Here is a 16,012-nt window from a genome sequence, read left to right as displayed (position 1 = left end):
GCTAGAGTTTCATTTGCTGCTTCATTGTCTTCTCGGTAACCTTGCCATAGGGCGGCAGGAAACCAGCAATTTTAGCAATGTTGATCTTGGGTTGCCGGTATACCGCCTTTGCGTGGCTGAACTCCTTGAACCCGGCATGTCCGGTGTAAGCACCCATGCCGGACGGTCCAATTCCGCCAAAGGGAAGGTCATGCTGCGCAATATGAAAAATCACATCATTCACTGTCACGCCGCCCGATATTGTCTTGTCGAGTATCTTGCGTTTGTCGCTTTCGGTCTCGCCGAAATAATATAGGCCGAGCGGGCGGTCGTGATCGTTCACATAGTCGACCACCTCGTCGAGATTCCGATATGTCTTGACTGGCAGAATTGGGCCGAAGATTTCTTCCTGCATCACTCGCATATCGTCATTGACATCTTGCAACACCGTCAGAGGCATCTTGTTGCTGTTGGTATTGGAAAAGTCGTCATCGCCCGGATTGACGATCGTCTGTTTTGCACCTTTTGCCAACGCATCGTCGATCAAACCCTGCAGCCGTTCCTTGTGCCGAGCGTTGATCACCGACGCATAATCATCATTGGCGATCAGGGTCGGATATTGTTCTGCGACATTTGAGCTGATGCCGGAAACGACAGCGTCTTCCTTGTCCTGCGGGACCAGCAGATAATCGGGTGCCAAGCAGATCTGGCCGGCATTCATCATCTTGCCCATGGCGATGCGCTGGGTTGCTTTTTGGACATCGGCATCCGGCCCGATGATCGTTGGCGACTTGCCACCCAGTTCCAATGTGACGGGAGTTAGATTTTGGGCCGCCGCAGCCATGACATGCTTGGCAATCCCGCCGGCGCCAGTGAAGATCAGGTGATCCCAGGGGATTTCCGAGAAGGATTTGCCGGTCTCGGGACCGCCGGTGATCACTGTCATTTCCTCAGGCGCAAAATATTCAGCAACCAGCTTTTTGACCAGTTCGCCGGTTTCAGGGCAGAATTCAGAAAACTTGATCATCACTCTGTTACCGGCGCCAAAAGCCCCGATAGCGGGATCAAACGCCAGATTGATCGGGAAATTCCATGGGGCGATGACTCCAACCACGCCTTTTGGTTGATATTCGACCTGGCCACTCGCGCCGAGCAGGTTCAGTGGAAAATCTATCTTGCGCTTTTCACGCCGCATCCACTTTTTAAGATTCTTCTTGTGGTCCTTGGCATGACCAACGACTGACATCAGATCGGTCATCACCGTCTGCACAGCGCTGCGGTGCCCGAAGTCGTTGGACACGGCCTCGCACAGTGCGTCCTTATGATCGATGACCAATTGTGCTGTTCGGTTGATCCGATCCATCCGATCATCGTAGCTGACCGGCAATTCTGCATGAAAGGCGTCGCGCTGCGCCTGAAAAAGCTTCATGATCTGGTCTTTGCTGACTTCGCCAGCGGCTGCTTCCAAGGCTTCCATTGTTGCTCTCCCACGTGCAGGGCGGTCAGGCCCCGTCAAATGTCAATTTCAATTGACCGCTTAAACCGGTTTTTTGGCGGTTTGTCGAGAGCGAACCACTATTCAGCCATTGCAGCGATCGCGTCGGCCTTTGCAACTAGCTGCCGTGCCTGCTTCAGGTGCAAAAGCTCAGTCATTTTCCCATCAACAACGATCACGCCCTTGCCGGCATTGACCGGATCTTCAAAAGCTTTGATGATCGATTTCGCGGTCTCGATTTCGCTGGTGCTCGGCGCGAAAACTTGATTGGCAGTCTCGATTTGCACGGGATGAATCAGGGTCTTGCCATCAAATCCGAGCGTTTTTGCTTCCTTGCATTCTTCTACAAGGCCGTCCGGATCGCTGAAGTCATTGTACACGCTGTCGATCACATTGACACCATAGGCGCGCGCTGCGATGACGGTTTGAGTCATCACCGAGCGGAAAATTGAGCGATCATGATCGGCTCGCATTTCTTTTGCGAGATCGTTGAAGCCCATCACGAAGGTTGTCAGTCTTTGTTGCCGACCAAGCGCGGCAATCTCGCCGAGCTTCAGGATGGCCTCAGGCATTTCGATCATCGCCCAGAGCTTTGTACCGAGGCTGGCATCGAGATCCTCCATGAAATCGGTGATCTGGATGAGGTCGTTCGCATTCAATATCTTGGGCACCAATATGGCACTTGCTTGAGCGAGGCAGGCCTGTTTGAGATCCTCGGCAAACCAGGGCGTATCCATTGCATTGATGCGAACGACCAGCTCCCGGTTGCCATAGTCGCCGGATTGCAAGGCAGCGCAGGCATTTGCCCGCGCTTCTTCCTTCGCATCCGGTGCCACAGCATCTTCCAGGTCAAAGATGATCGTGTCCGCAGCAAGCGTTTTTGCCTTTTCCAGCGCGCGGGTGTTGGATGCCGGCATGTACAGACAGGATCGGCGTGGTCGGGAATGTGTTTCTGACATGCTATGGTTCTATATTCAAAGAAGCACGAGGGGCAAGCTGTTTGCCGCCATCGGAGGATTTGTCCGCAATGTGGATCGCGCGCGCGGCAAACGATTACTCCACTCGCCATTCTTCGAGGACCCTCGTTCGCCGCAACGTTCTGCAGGTGCAAGGCAACTGGTACGGTTTTGTTAACTATAACTGGATACACGTACCTTCTAATTCTTAGGACTGGCAGATTTTGTGGGAGTTCCGAAACTTGATCAATAGCAACACGTTGCCCACGAAGCCGATTGGATATGGAATATCCTCTAGAGCGGCGTTTCTGTCTATCGCAGCGATTTTTCTGTCTCCCTTAATCAGTGTGATTTTCCTGACGTCCTGGAACGGAAACTTCTCGGATTGGCAAACGGTAGCCCGCTTGTTTTTTCTACCTGCGCTCTATGCGGAAATCGCCATATGTATCGTTGCTTTGGCCATGGGGCTAAATTTGGTTCAATCTTGCAGGAAGCTGTCAGTATCTGCCAAAATCATTCTTGGTCTGTGGTTGTCGGTCCTTTTCAGTGCAACCATTCTTGCGGATGCCAATCCGCCGGTCGCGATTTTGGGCGCAGGATTTTGGCTTGTGCATGCGATGACGTTTGCAGCTGTTGTATATTTGATCAGACAGGCTGGTTTGGAGCAGCTGCGTCTAGAAAAGCTTGCCTTCATGCTACCACTCGCCTCAGCCGCTGCTGGATTCACCATTTACCTCTTTGCCAATGTTAAGGGGCTTGATGGCGATGTGGATTGGGTTTCTTTTTTACCGGCCTTTGCTCACATAAGGCACACGGGTTATATATTTGCGCCAGCCATAGCGATCAGCTTGGCGCATTTGGCCGCCAAACCGGGAGAATTGGAGAAAACACATCTCATACTCTTGACCATCAATTCGGCACTAATGCTGTGGTTGGGTTCGAGGGGGCCGGTCTTTGGAATTCTTACTGCAGTCATGATTTGCATGATTTGCTTTCCGGCAATGCGGTCCGTCCGGTTTGTTAGCCGTGCGGGTGTCGCCGGAACGGCAGGAGCTGCCTTATCGCTATTGGCACCCCTGCCGCAGCATGGTGCCTTTGGTGCGCTCCAGCGGTTCTGGAATGGGAGCACGGACCCGACCGCTTTCTCGAGCGGACGGTTGAATTTTTGGATAGAGACTGTGGATCTGATCTGGCAGCGGCCATTGCTTGGTCATGGCAGTCTTCAATTTCAATTTATCAGCGCCAATGCTGGTGGAATTTACAAGCATCCCCATGAAAGCATTTTACAGTTTCTGTTCGACTGGGGAATAATTGGTGGGGGGGCGTTTTTGGCAATGATCGCGCTGCTAATCCACATGGCTTTTTTCAAAGCAAAGTCGCCACCCTATGTGAAGCTTTTGTCCGCAATGGGTTTCGCTACGATGTGTGTTTTTTCATTGATCGATGGCTTGTTCTTCTACGCCTATCCGATCGCAGTCTCGATGATTTTCCTAGCTCTACCGATCTCGACCGGGGTTCCCGAGCGAAAGGCATAGTCTGGCGCCCATAATGTCGTTAAGACCCAAAGGTAGGAACGGGAAAACCGCAAATCATATAAAGGCGCGAGCTATACTTATCTAGCTAGCCAGTCTCATTTCGCTGACTGTTTGGCGGTTGTCAGGCTGATCTGGCCAGATCCCCCGCGTGTCATAAACCACCTTGCCCGCGCGTTCATCGAGAGGGATTGACTTGAACATGTCGTGATCGGTCAGGGTGATCATGATAGGACAGGTTTCCAGAGCTTGATCGATGTCGATCAGTTCCGCGCCTGTGCCGTCGAAGACCGCTGGCAGTTCGCTGGCATAGGGTTCAACGATTTTTATTCTTCCGCCATAGCGACGTGCGAGTTTCGTCGCGATCTTGAGGGCAGGGCTTTCGCGGAAATCGTCGATATTGGCTTTGAAAGCCAGACCAAAACAAGCGATTGAAACGCCGGGCAATTCATCGATGAGTAGCGAAGCCTGTTCCAGCACATGCCCGGTTTTCCCGTCATTCACTTCGCGGGCGATGCGAATGAGGGGCGATTGTTCAGGTGCGCTGTGAATGATGAACCATGGGTCAACCGCGATGCAATGCCCACCGACTCCTGGGCCGGGCTGCAGGATATTGACGCGCGGGTGACGGTTGGCGAGGCGGATGACTTCCCAGACATCGAGCTCCATATGATCGGCGATAATGGAAAGCTCGTTGGCGAACGCGATATTGACGTCGCGATAACTGTTCTCGACCAATTTTGTCATTTCTGCAGCGCGCGCAGATGTTGTCACGAGCTCTCCACGAACAAAGCGGCGGTAAAAGCCGAGCGCCTTGCGCGCGCAACGCGGGGTAATGCCGCCAATGCTGCGGTCATTCTGAACCAGTTCTTCAAGAATTCTGCCGGGTAGCACGCGTTCTGGACAATAAGCTATGGCGATATCCGGAATCTCATTAACCCGTCCTGGTACCCGCAGGTCGGGACGCAGTTTGGCAATTAAATCCCGCATTTTCTCGGTGGTGCCGACCGGACAAGTCGATTCGAGAATGATCGTGTCGCCCGCTTTCAGCGCAGCGGCAATATTCGTAGCCGCTTCCATGACATAGCTTGTGTCGGGAATGTGGTTTTCCCCGAATGGCGTCGGGACCGCAATCACGAAAACATCTGCAGGTTCGATCATGAGCGACGCGCGAAGGGTGCCACGGGAAACAACCCCTTGCACCAGCCCATCCAAGTCGACTTCCTCGATATGAATATTGCCGGAATTGATGGTATCAACGACCTTGTCGTTAACGTCGATGCCGAGAACCTCGCAGCCCGACCGCGCAATTACGGCGGCCGTAGGCAAGCCAATATAGCCGAGCCCGATAACGCAAACGCTTGGTTTTTCTTCTGACAACATGGATGAAGCTACTCCGCAGTGCGCCGTTTGAGCGCGGTTTCTCTGCAGTTGATCTAGTCGCTCAAGGTAAACATTCTGGTAATGCGATAGTTTGTACGCAAAATTTAGGCGATCAGGCTTTTCTCGATAATATCGGCTATTCTATCACTTGCTTTGCCATCGCCGAAGGGATTGTGGGCCCGCGCCATCTCGAGATAATGACTTTCATCGTCCAAAAGTCTGTTGGCTTCCGCGAGCATTACGCTTTTATCCGTGCCGACGAGTTTTGCGGTTCCGGCAGCCACGCCTTCCGGGCGTTCGGTCGTATCCCGCATAACAAGCACCGGTTTGCCAAGCGCCGGCGCCTCTTCCTGAACACCACCGCTGTCCGTCATCATGAAATGGCAATGATTGAGCAAGCTTACGAAATTGGGATAGTCCAGCGGTTCAATCATTGCGACATTGTCCATATCGCCCAACGCATCCTGCATGATGGCCCTAACTTTGGGATTGAGGTGCACAGGAAAAATCAGTGCAACGTCATCCCGAGATGCCAGGGTCTGAAGGGCGCTTGCGATATTGGTCAGTCCATTACCAAGATTTTCGCGTCTGTGGCTCGTAACCCCAATGATTTTGCGACCGCTGAACTTCTCGTAGAGATTTGCCAGATTGTTGTCCACGCTGCTCGCAGCACTTGTTTTATTTGCTGTGATGAGCAGGGCGTCGATCACCGTATTGCCGGTGATATAGATTTGGTCTGCCGGGATATTTTCCTTTTTAAGCGCATCCGCCGCCGTTTGTGTTGGTGCAAAATGCTGATCTGCGATTGTGCCGATAATTTTGCGGTTCACTTCCTCCGGCCAAGGGTGGTAAATATTATAGCTACGGAGGCCAGCTTCCACATGGCTGACCGGAATCTGGCGGTAATAGGCTGCCAAAGCACCGCACATTGCCGTAGCGGTATCCCCCTGTACGACCACACGCTGAGGTTGTGTTTCATCCAGCGTCTTGCCGATGCCGGACAAAAGGCGGGCGGTCAGATCATCAAGATTCTGGTTGGCCTTCATCAGATCCAGGTCAAAATCAGGCTGGATGTCGGCGATTTGCAAGACTTGGTCGAGCATTTCCCTGTGCTGAGCTGTCACGCAGCTCAGCGCGTCGACAGCGTTGCTCTTGGACAGAGCCTGAACAACGGGAAAAAGCTTGATGGCTTCCGGCCGCGTGCCAAAGATAGTCAGCACTTTTGGTCTTATTGTCATTTCTTTCGTCATTCGGCCTGCCTAATAAGTTTTGGCTAAAATTTTGATAATCATATCGCTGGCAGGCTCGCCAGTCGTTCCGTTATTTTAGCCGAAGCGCCATGCATTGGATGGGTATCCCATCAAGAAATGGCTGGAACTGTCAACGGGCCTGAATCCGCTACACCCGGCACATTTAAGGGAGTGCCGGCATGCAGTTAGTTTTTCGCTTTTGGGTCGTCGTTCGTTACTGTACCACTGGCCAAGGGTTTTGGCGGCTGTGTTGGCCTCGGCAGGCCCGCCAGTGGAGCGCGCGAAACCGCTAATCTTCCTGAAGGCTCTGCGCCAATTTTATTACTTCTTGCGATTGTCCGCGCGGCAGGATCATGACTTTGTTGTCATGGGTGACGACGATAAGATTTTCTACCCCCAGTACCGCGACTTCAAGCTTCAGGCTATGGATCAAGTTATTGGATGAAGCGATCGTCGCGGTTTTGCCGAATGTGGCATTGGACTGATCATCCTTGGCGGATATTTCGTAAAGAGAATCCCAGCTTCCAACATCGGACCATCCAGGGTTGACGGGTGTCACAGCGACTTTTTTGGCCTTTTCCATTATCGCATAATCGATCGAGTCAGAAGGTGCCGAGGCAAAAGCTTGGGAGTCCGGAAAACAAAGCTCTTGTTCTGTTCGCTGGCTGTTCATTGCTGAGTGACACGCCTCGAGCATTTCGGGGGCAAATTCCGCCATCGCAGACAAATAGGTGTCGGCTCGGAACAAAAAGATTCCAGCATTCCAGCTATACCCACCATCCGCGAGCATTTTTTCGGCATTTTCCTGGTTCGGCTTTTCAACAAATCGCTTGGCCGAAAGACTTCTGGGGCTTGAAGCAAGTGGTTCGCCCTGTTGGATATACCCGTAACCGGTTGCCGGTTCGGTCGGCTGGATCCCAAATGTCACCAACCAGCCAGACTGCGCCACGGAAGTCGATTCCAGCACCGCTTTTTGAAATTCCGGAATATTTTTGATGATATGGTCGCTTGGCATCACCAATAAGAGATCAGTAGGGTTCGTAGCGGCAAGCGCAGCAAGCGCAATAGCAGGAGCAGTATTGCGAGCGCAGGGCTCCAAAAGCACGGTGTGCGGTGTCGCGCCGACTTCATCCATCTGATCCTGCATCATTTGTACATGATTTGCAGAGCCCACAATGACCGGATTTCTATATATAGTTTTGTCCGAGCAGCGTTGCAGTGTCAGTTGGAACATGCTGAGCGGTCCCATCAGGTTCAGGAATTGTTTGGGCTTTTCGGGCGTCGAAAGCGGCCACAATCGCGTTCCGGAGCCCCCTGAAAGGATGACGGGTGTGATCTGGTTAGTTTGCGTTATGGTCAACCTTTCATGCCATCGCACAAGCAATGAGTGATTTGCCGTTTTTGGTGAGATCAATATCTGACAGCCGTGGACAAATACCGCACTGACCAGCCTTTACTATTTCGCCACGGACTTCAACTTCGCCTTCCAGCGGAACGACTTGCCATTCCTTGCTTCCGCTCTGTTGTGACAGGATCTCGTCATTGGTACCGACGATCTGAAACAGTCCAAACGGACGGGAAGTGGACAGGCTAACCGACTGGTCCGCAGGAACTTCAGTCCAGTATTTCATTTCATAGGGTTTCAGTTTCGCGACAGCTAATGCATCGTCCAGATGGAGCTCACGAGGACGTCCATAATCGTAGATACGGTACGTAATATCGACATTCTGCTGGATTTCGACCAGCGAGATTCCGGCTCCAATGGCATGGATTGTCCCCGGTGGTACGTAAATAAAGTCACCTGCCTTGACCGGTTTCCAGTCGATAAGCTGTTCTATTTCTCCCACCATCGCGGCGGCTTTCAGTTTGGTAGCGCTAACGGTTTTTTTCAATCCGAGGCCTACGACGGCGTCCGGCTCCGCGTCCAAAATGAGCCAGCATTCTTCTTTACCATGAGGGAAGCCAAGTCTTCGCGCCTGACGGTCATTGGGATGAACCTGGACCGAGAGTCGCTCACTCGTAAACAGATATTTCACCATCAATTGCAGCGATATCCCCTTAGGGGCTTCAAACCATACCTCGCCCGTTTTATCTTCTGTTCGATCACCAAAAATGTCGGGTAATAAAGGCTGACCCCAAGGTTTTGCTACAAACTTTCTATTTAGTTTCATGTTCTTATGGTGCCGTCACCGGTTCCTGCCGATGCTCGTATACATTAAGCCGGCCTGCGTAACCTCCGTTGGATTGTAGATGTTTCTCAAGTCCACCAGCACATTGCCTTTCATGACTTCTGCGAGTTTTGCCAAATCTAGCGCGCGAAATGCATCCCATTCTGTAACGATGACGATTGCATCTGTATCGTCGGCAGCGCTATAGCTGCTATCCGCCATCTGCACCGAAGGCATAAGCTCTTTTGCGATTTCCATTCCTTCGGGATCATAGGCTGTAACTTCCGCTCCGGCGTCGATTAACGTTTGTGCGATGGCGATCGAAGGCGCATCTCTCATGTCGTCGGTGTTGGGTTTGAACGTCAGTCCGAGCAAAGCAACTCGTTTGCCCCGCGCGTCTCCATCAAGAGCGTGGATGACCTTGCGCCCCATGGCTCTTTTACGCTGATCGTTAATTTGCACAACTGCTTCGACGATGCGAACCGGGCTGTCGTTATCTTGTGCTGTCTTCATTAAAGCCAGGGTGTCCTTTGGAAAACAGCTGCCACCATACCCCGGACCGGCGTGGAGAAATTTTGAACCGATACGGTTATCAAGTCCAATCCCTCTGGATACTTCCTGAACGTCCGCGCCAACCTTTTCACAAAGATCAGCTATCTCGTTGATAAAAGTAATTTTTGTCGCAAGAAAAGCGTTGGCCGCGTATTTTGTCAATTCTGCAGTACGCCGACCAGTAAACAATATCGGCGATTGATTGAGGAAAAGCGGGCGATAAATTTCACTCATCACATTCTTCGCCCATTCGTCCTCTGTCCCGATAACGATACGGTCGGGGCGTTTGAAATCCGAGATTGCTGCGCCTTCACGCAAAAACTCAGGATTGGAAACCACTGAGAAGAGTTCGCGAGGTTGATGTTTCCCGAGTATTATTTCTACTTCGTCGCCTGTACCAACGGGAACGGTCGACTTTGTGACGACCACTGTTGGTTTAGAAATTGAATTGGCAATTTCTTCAGTTGCCGCGTACACATAGCTCAGATCAGCGTGGCCATCGCCCCTTCGCGATGGAGTGCCGACAGCGATGAAGATCGCGTCGCAATCCCTTACAGACTCAGGGAGATTCGTAGAAAAAGCCAAGCGCCTTGCATCAACGTTCCGTTTGACCAAATCAGCCAGCCCCGGTTCGTAAATTGGCATGATATTGTTGTCGAGGTTTGATATTTTAGTGGCGTCTTTATCGATGCAAACCACATTATGACCAAAATCAGCGAAACACGCGCCAGAAACCAAGCCCACATAACCGGAGCCAATCATTGCTATTTTCATTAAATTACCTCTAAAAAAGATGTTTCCAAAAGCGAGCCATCGGCGCTTTTGGCGGGTTGATTGGCTAAGGTCAAGTTTGGACCTGATCGACCTAGACGATCTATTCTTTACATTCAATTGTCTGTACGGTTCGACTATTGCTCATCAGTATGGGAAATCGAAGCAAACCCATCCAGGTTTCTCGATAGGGGTAGGTTTATCATTTATTTTCAGATGGTTGTTGATATTCACTTGGCGGTTACACGCCTGCTTCCGGGGATCGGACAACGCGTTCCAGTCGGTAGCCTAAAACCACTTGGTGACAGAAAACAATCAGCAAGGCCAATAGCCCGCCATAGAATCAGTGATCAAGGTCCCAATCTTCCAAACGGTACTATTCTGTTGTCGACGTCATGCCCGATTGCAGCTCTGCCCAGATAAGCGATTGAATTGATTTTACACCAGCGCTGGGTGATTTCTTCCGGACTTTCGCCAAACGGCCGGTCATTCTCTGGAACATCGCCCACTGCACCCAATTTTATACCCTTGAGTCCGTGCGTGGCGAGATTGCTGCACAGATGAAACATCGCGCGATCAAAGGCGTAGAGATATTCCGATATCTCTTCGACAATGAGAATATGATCTCGCAAGTCCGGCATCAGTTTGGTACCGGTCATCATGGCGAGCGTCATGAGATTGAACGCGGCGTATTTTTCTCCGGCCGCCATTCCTGGTTCCAGAACGCTCTGTTGCCCGTCGACCATCCAATCGAGCGCTCTAGAGACTGCCAGCTCGCCGTTTGGCCGCGCGATGTCGGAAGGCATGGGACCATGAACGACCTTGCCGAGCCCTGCACGATATAGTGTGCCTAACAGGTTTCCTGCGTCGCTATATCCCACATATGTTTTTGCTCTGGCTGCTTCGTTCAGCCGTCCGACGGCCACATCCGCAATGCGTGCGGCTCCATATCCGCCGCGGGCAAACCAAATGGCGTCGATATTCGGATCGTTGGCCAACGCTACAAAACTATCGGTCCGTTGTTCGTCGGTGCCTGCAAAATGGCCGGAAACAAAGAAGCACTGATCGTCAAAAAGCAATTCGGCTAGGGGATGGGTTCGGGCTGCAAGCGCGGAAACACGATCCGCGGCTTCTTGTGCAAATGGCGTCGATGGCGCACATATACCGATGCGGACGGGTGAGGAGATGGATTTTGTCCCTTGCGCCATTGCCAAACAGATTGAGAAGCAATAGCGCGAAAAAATGAGCAAAGACAAATCCTATTATTTCTGCGGCATTGGCGGTTCCGGAATGTTGCCCCTTGCGATGATCGTAAAAGCGGCAGGTGCGCGTGTTTCTGGGTCTGACCGGGCTTTGGATCAGGGACGTTTGGCCGAAAAATTTCGGTGGTTACAGGATCGGGGTATCCAGCTTTTTCAGCAGGATGGCAGCGGCCTGGTCGATAGCAACCAGATATTAATCGCTTCGGCGGCTATTGAAGACACCGTGCCCGACGTGGCGCGAGCGGCCTCATTGGGGTGCAAGCGGATGACCAGGGCTGAACTCCTGGCAGAACATTTCAATGCCGTTCGCGACAGTATTGCCGTCGGAGGAACCAGCGGAAAATCAACTGTGACCGGAATGATCGGATGGATCCTCACTGAAGCAGGATGTGATCCGACGATCATGAACGGTGCGGTCATGAAGAATTTTGTTGATGCGGACACTCCATTTGCAAGCTCGCGGGTCGGAAACAGCGAAATAATGGTCAGCGAAGTTGACGAGAGCGATGGTTCGATTGCGCTGTTCAATCCTCAAATAGCGGTGCTCAACAATGTCAGTCTGGATCACAAGAGTCTGGAGGAACTAAGAAAACTGTTTGGCGACTTTGTCGCGAAATCGAAGCATGTGGTCTGGAATCGTGATGACAGGGAGACGCGCGCTCTCGTTGGGTCGCTGAAGTTGCCCCAAACAAGCAGCTTTGGTTTTCTTGACGGTGCGGATTTCCGCGCTCTGGAGGTTGAAGAGAAGGCTCTGGGCAGCCGTTTTACGCTGCGAATGCAGGACCGCGACTATCCGATTTCGCTGCAAGTGCCAGGGAGGCATAATATTGCCAATGCTCTGGCTGCGATTGCGGCCTGCTGTGCGCTCGACGTGCCGATTGTGAAAGCGATATCGGCGATCGAATCCTTTGTCGGTCTGGCCCGGCGGTTTGACATTGTGGGAACCGCAAAAAATGTCACCGTAATCGATGATTTCGGCCACAATCCGGATAAGATCGCAGCGACACTGCGAACTTTGAAGGCATTTCCTGGTCGGGTCATCGCCTTTTTTCAGCCGCACGGTTTCGGGCCCATTAAAAAGATGGGGGCGGAACTTGCAGCCGTTTTTCAGGAAAATCTCTGCCAAGAAGACCTTCTGATATTATGTGATCCAGTCTATTTCGGGGGAACAGTCGATCGATCAACCGGCAGCGACACCATCGTGGCGGCGATAACATCTGCCGGCTGCAATGCTGAGTATATTGCGGAGAGAAGCGCCTGTGGTGACAGGATGGTCGAGTTGGCCCAGTCTGGTGATCGTATCATCATCATGGGTGCGCGCGATGATACGTTGCACAAATTTGCTGAGTCGGTTCTGGCCGCAATCGCTTGCAGGCGTTGAAATCGAACGGGAGCGTAGCCGGTGGTCGGGTTTGTGCGGGCTTTGGTAGTTTGCCTGCGATTGTTTAGATTATCGTTGGTCCGATATTGTACCAAAGCAAATCTAGCGATCCGGTGATGCGCGATGCTCGTTTATTGTTTTGCCAGAAGCAGTCGGCATTATAGCATAATGAGATCACGGTTTCGTCGACCGTGGCAGCGACAGGGGGTGGTTCCTGTCGTCGCTATTGCCTTCGGCGTGTTAAAAAAATGCGCATATTTTATTAACTACGATTTATGAACCGTTAATCCCGCGTGTCCGCATTGCGACGCCCTTCATAAAAAGTATTTAAATACAGTTTGTTATGAGGATGCTACCGTAACACACTGTAACAATCGCCGTGTCTAACTGCCTTTTGTATCTTTCTGGCGTCATACATATGAAGCAAGCGGGGTAATTCGGCTCTGGGCTGTGGCGATCTATTGAAAGCCACCGGCGTGCTGGATCGGTGCGATATTCTGGTCGATAGCGCACCGACAATTGCTGTTGCAGCCAATAGTTTTCTTATTGGTTTCAACGGAGGAGCAAGGCTGAAGCGACCCCGCTTGTATGTTAGTTGTGAGATGAGTGATGCAGTCAGATATGGTAAAATCGTCGGGTGAGAAGTCTCTCAGATCGGTTTCGACTGAATTTGTATGCCACCATTTTCCTCTTTTTGAATATCGAGTTGGCAGCGCCTCAAACCGAATCGCCGGTGGGTTCCACGCTTGCCGATTGATCACGTTGAAAAGCGTATGAGAGATTTCCAAGATAATACAGGTGGGCCAGCCTGGAAACAAACTATTCTTAACGTTTTATTAGAATTCGGTTTTGTAGAAATCTTCGGGGATGTATCATGCAAAAATATGAGGCCCTGATTTTGGATGGTGGAGCGGATTTGGGCTGTTGGCTGTTTGCTCCCGACATTGAGGGAATTGAGACAGCGAGGCGATATCAAGTTGCTACCAACGATGAAGCAGAACGATTTTCTTTCTCTTATCAAATGGAGGTCAAGTAGATGAAAGATATGATTGAATCTGACAATCCCTCCGCTGCGGAATCGGACAATGTCACGGCTGGTCACGATCGGAGAAAGCAAAACCGCCATATCGCGATGCTCAGACTTGCGAAGATCAAAGCAGAATCTGGCGAAGGTTGGGGATTTATCAAGAATCTTTCGACAACCGGAATGATGGTGGAAATACATCCGAACTTTGAACTCGGTGACAAGGTGTCGGCGCTTTTGACTGAAGACCAGGAACTCACCGGCATGGTTCGCTGGCGTAAAGATGCGCTGGCTGGCATTGAGTTCTGCAGCCCGATTGATATTGCCAAGGTTTTGGCGAAGCCAAATAGTGCCAAGCAAGGCCGGGTGTCGCGCTTACCGCGTATCGAGATGAAGCATCCGATAAATGTGTATCATGGTTCTCGGCTCATCCATGCCAATATCTGCGATATATCTCCTTCCGGTATCTGCATATCGACAGACTTCACCTTCGAGGACGGTAAAAGCCTAAGGCTTTCGGTGCCGGAGCTGTTGGAAATTAAGGGTGTCGTTCGGTGGCAGTCTGGCCAACGCGTTGGGATCGCATTCTCGGAGAGGCTTCCGCTTGATGATCTGATGGTATGGTTGTCGACTTTCTACCGTGCAGGCAAAGTAGACACAGGTGAGCTGGCGGTTCTGAACGACGGATCCGAAATGGCTCGCAAGGTCGATCCGGCGATAGATTGCCTTCCTTATCAAGTCATCGGGCATGATGATCTTGGGAAAGAGATATTGATCGACACGTTGCATTCGGCGACCGAGGCATTGACGCAGTTCAAAGCGACGTCGAAGTTTTTCTACAGGGTGAGCATAAGAAATGCGGAGAATGTCGAGCTCTCCATAGGAACGATTGTACTCCGCGCCTTTGACGAAGAACGCGCCGCAGCTAAAGAACAGCAGGGAGACTGAGCAGCGCAGCTCCTTTGTATCGCGGCAGGAGCTCGGCGCGATGCAGAAGGTTGATTGGCCATGATCGGAATCATCCGCCGGCCGTTTTGTAACGCTTCTCAGGATCGTCTGTCGCTCGGCTTTTCCTGCCCTAAATCCAGACAAATATAGCGCATTATGGAACGGTTATCTCCGCTTCCCAGTCACTGGATCACGGAAACGGGACAAGTCCGCTAGCCTTGAACGCCTCGAATTCCCAAGCCAACTTTCTGAAACCATCCCGATATCCGGGATAGACCAAGGTTGGCCGGGAGACGTTGCCCGGCGGGTAGAGTTCCGAACCAGTTCATTTTACACCGCAGGGCTTGGACTTGCCAAAGATTTCCCGGCTAGAATGAGTAAAAAATGCACCATCCTGTTTTGTTGGCTACACCAAATATGATATAGTCATGTTACAGGCAGAAAGTTTCCATAGAAAACTAGGGAAGTAACGGCGAGCATGGTATCGAGCTATCTTTCTTATATATTGGCATTTGTCCTGTTGGTTGTGACATTATATTTGATTTTGCGACTGCAGGCAGTGCGGTCCGACTTGCAGGCAGCCAGAAGAGAGCTTGACCGTTGTCAACTGACGCTGGAACTTTCAGAGGACGTTGGCCGCTTTGGATCGTGGCATGTAGATGCAAAAACCAATCTTGTGGAATGGTCAGATTATGTGTTCGACATGCACGAACGTTGCCATTCTCGAGGGCAGCCGGTGCTGGAGAATGCCATCCAATATTATCATCCAGAAGATCGTCCGATGGTTCAGGATGCCGTTTCTCGCGCGCTCGACGAGGGGATGGATTTCGAATTTCGCGCAAGGATATTGACTGAAAATGGCAATGAACTGCCCGTCTTGTCGAGGGGTACTTGCCAGTTCAACGGGAATGGCGATGTCTTGGGTATTTTTGGTTGCTTTGTCGATTTGAGCACCCCCGAAGAACGACGATTTGGGTGATCGCGAGTTTTCTGTCCATCCGCTAAACGGTTCGTGATTGGCGGGGAAAATATTGCCGTGATCATTGATTTCCAGATCGGCCGGGCTTCGTTTCCCATGGATAGATCGAGGCGCTCCTGACTGAAACGGAAGCGGCGCGGCATATGTCCCGTACTTCATCGAACATTCCGTTCGCGCGCATTAATGGCACGGGATATTTCCAAAATAGCTTGCGGGTTCCGGTGCCAAATGGTCGGACATCTCAGAAGGATGAAGATCATGATTCCTGTCTTGTCGAACCGCAGCGCTATGCAGCGGATAATCCGCGATTGGGATCCGGTCAGCGTATTTGA

The 16,012-nt window shown here is 51.5% G+C and carries 13 protein-coding genes; 5 read left to right on the top strand and 8 right to left on the bottom strand.

The annotated features are described in order from the left end of the window. Position 1 precedes the first annotated feature (1 nt). Both ACN0WW_RS14015 and ACN0WW_RS14010 read right to left on the bottom strand, forming a co-directional pair. A complete protein-coding gene (locus ACN0WW_RS14015) occupies positions 2–1,456 on the bottom strand; it encodes a coniferyl aldehyde dehydrogenase (RefSeq protein WP_417613486.1) in 1,455 nt (484 codons plus the stop codon). Between the two features lie 98 nt (positions 1,457–1,554). Then, entirely contained in the window at positions 1,555–2,433 is an 879-nt protein-coding gene (locus tag ACN0WW_RS14010; RefSeq protein WP_417613485.1) for an HpcH/HpaI aldolase/citrate lyase family protein, read from the bottom strand. Between the two features lie 239 nt (positions 2,434–2,672). Between ACN0WW_RS14010 and ACN0WW_RS14005 the strand changes: the two genes are divergently transcribed. Next, positions 2,673–3,965: an O-antigen ligase family protein gene (locus ACN0WW_RS14005; protein ID WP_417613484.1), complete on the top strand. Its 1,293-nt coding sequence runs from the start codon at positions 2,673–2,675 to the stop codon at positions 3,963–3,965. Between the two features lie 81 nt (positions 3,966–4,046). On the opposite strand, the gene wecC is transcribed toward ACN0WW_RS14005, so the two are convergent. The 6 genes from wecC to ACN0WW_RS13975 form a co-directional block, all read right to left on the bottom strand. Then, positions 4,047–5,345 carry a UDP-N-acetyl-D-mannosamine dehydrogenase gene (wecC, locus tag ACN0WW_RS14000; RefSeq protein WP_417613483.1) on the bottom strand — a complete coding sequence of 433 codons (1,299 nt, stop codon included), beginning with the start codon at positions 5,343–5,345 and terminating at the stop codon, positions 4,047–4,049. A gap of 104 nt (positions 5,346–5,449) precedes the next feature. Continuing rightward, positions 5,450–6,595 (bottom strand): non-hydrolyzing UDP-N-acetylglucosamine 2-epimerase, encoded by a 1,146-nt coding sequence (gene wecB / locus ACN0WW_RS13995; protein ID WP_417613482.1) that lies wholly within the window; start codon positions 6,593–6,595, stop codon positions 5,450–5,452. A 289-nt stretch (positions 6,596–6,884) separates the two neighbouring features. After that, the gene (locus tag ACN0WW_RS13990; RefSeq protein ID WP_417613481.1) at positions 6,885–7,955 is read right to left on the bottom strand and encodes a mannose-1-phosphate guanylyltransferase/mannose-6-phosphate isomerase; all 1,071 of its coding nucleotides are present in this window, start codon (positions 7,953–7,955) and stop codon (positions 6,885–6,887) included. Positions 7,956–7,959: 4 nt separating this feature from the next. After that, positions 7,960–8,766 carry a class I mannose-6-phosphate isomerase gene (locus ACN0WW_RS13985; protein WP_417613480.1) on the bottom strand — a complete coding sequence of 269 codons (807 nt, stop codon included), beginning with the start codon at positions 8,764–8,766 and terminating at the stop codon, positions 7,960–7,962. A gap of 15 nt (positions 8,767–8,781) precedes the next feature. Continuing rightward, complete coding sequence (locus ACN0WW_RS13980) at positions 8,782–10,089, bottom strand: UDP-glucose dehydrogenase family protein (RefSeq protein ID WP_417613479.1); 1,308 nt, start codon at positions 10,087–10,089, stop codon at positions 8,782–8,784. Between the two features lie 347 nt (positions 10,090–10,436). After that, the gene (locus tag ACN0WW_RS13975) at positions 10,437–11,294 is read right to left on the bottom strand and encodes an LD-carboxypeptidase (RefSeq protein WP_417613579.1); all 858 of its coding nucleotides are present in this window, start codon (positions 11,292–11,294) and stop codon (positions 10,437–10,439) included. A gap of 34 nt (positions 11,295–11,328) precedes the next feature. Between ACN0WW_RS13975 and ACN0WW_RS13970 the strand changes: the two genes are divergently transcribed. From ACN0WW_RS13970 to ACN0WW_RS13955, 4 genes are all read left to right on the top strand, one after another. After that, positions 11,329–12,729: a Mur ligase family protein gene (locus ACN0WW_RS13970; protein WP_417613478.1), complete on the top strand. Its 1,401-nt coding sequence runs from the start codon at positions 11,329–11,331 to the stop codon at positions 12,727–12,729. A gap of 874 nt (positions 12,730–13,603) precedes the next feature. Continuing rightward, positions 13,604–13,765, top strand: coding sequence for a hypothetical protein (locus ACN0WW_RS13965; RefSeq protein WP_417613477.1), 162 nt, complete (start codon positions 13,604–13,606; stop codon positions 13,763–13,765). After that, complete coding sequence (locus ACN0WW_RS13960; protein WP_417613476.1) at positions 13,766–14,701, top strand: PilZ domain-containing protein; 936 nt, start codon at positions 13,766–13,768, stop codon at positions 14,699–14,701. Between the two features lie 478 nt (positions 14,702–15,179). Continuing rightward, on the top strand, positions 15,180–15,680 hold the full coding sequence (locus ACN0WW_RS13955; protein WP_417613475.1) for a PAS domain-containing protein: 501 nt from the start codon (positions 15,180–15,182) through the stop codon (positions 15,678–15,680). The last annotated feature ends 332 nt before the right edge of the window (positions 15,681–16,012 follow it).

This window comes from Parasphingorhabdus sp., assembly GCF_048269865.1.
Classification (GTDB): Bacteria; Pseudomonadota; Alphaproteobacteria; order Sphingomonadales; family Sphingomonadaceae; genus Parasphingorhabdus.
Note: the sequence above shows the minus strand (reverse complement) of the source record. Positions and strands in the feature narration are given on the sequence as shown.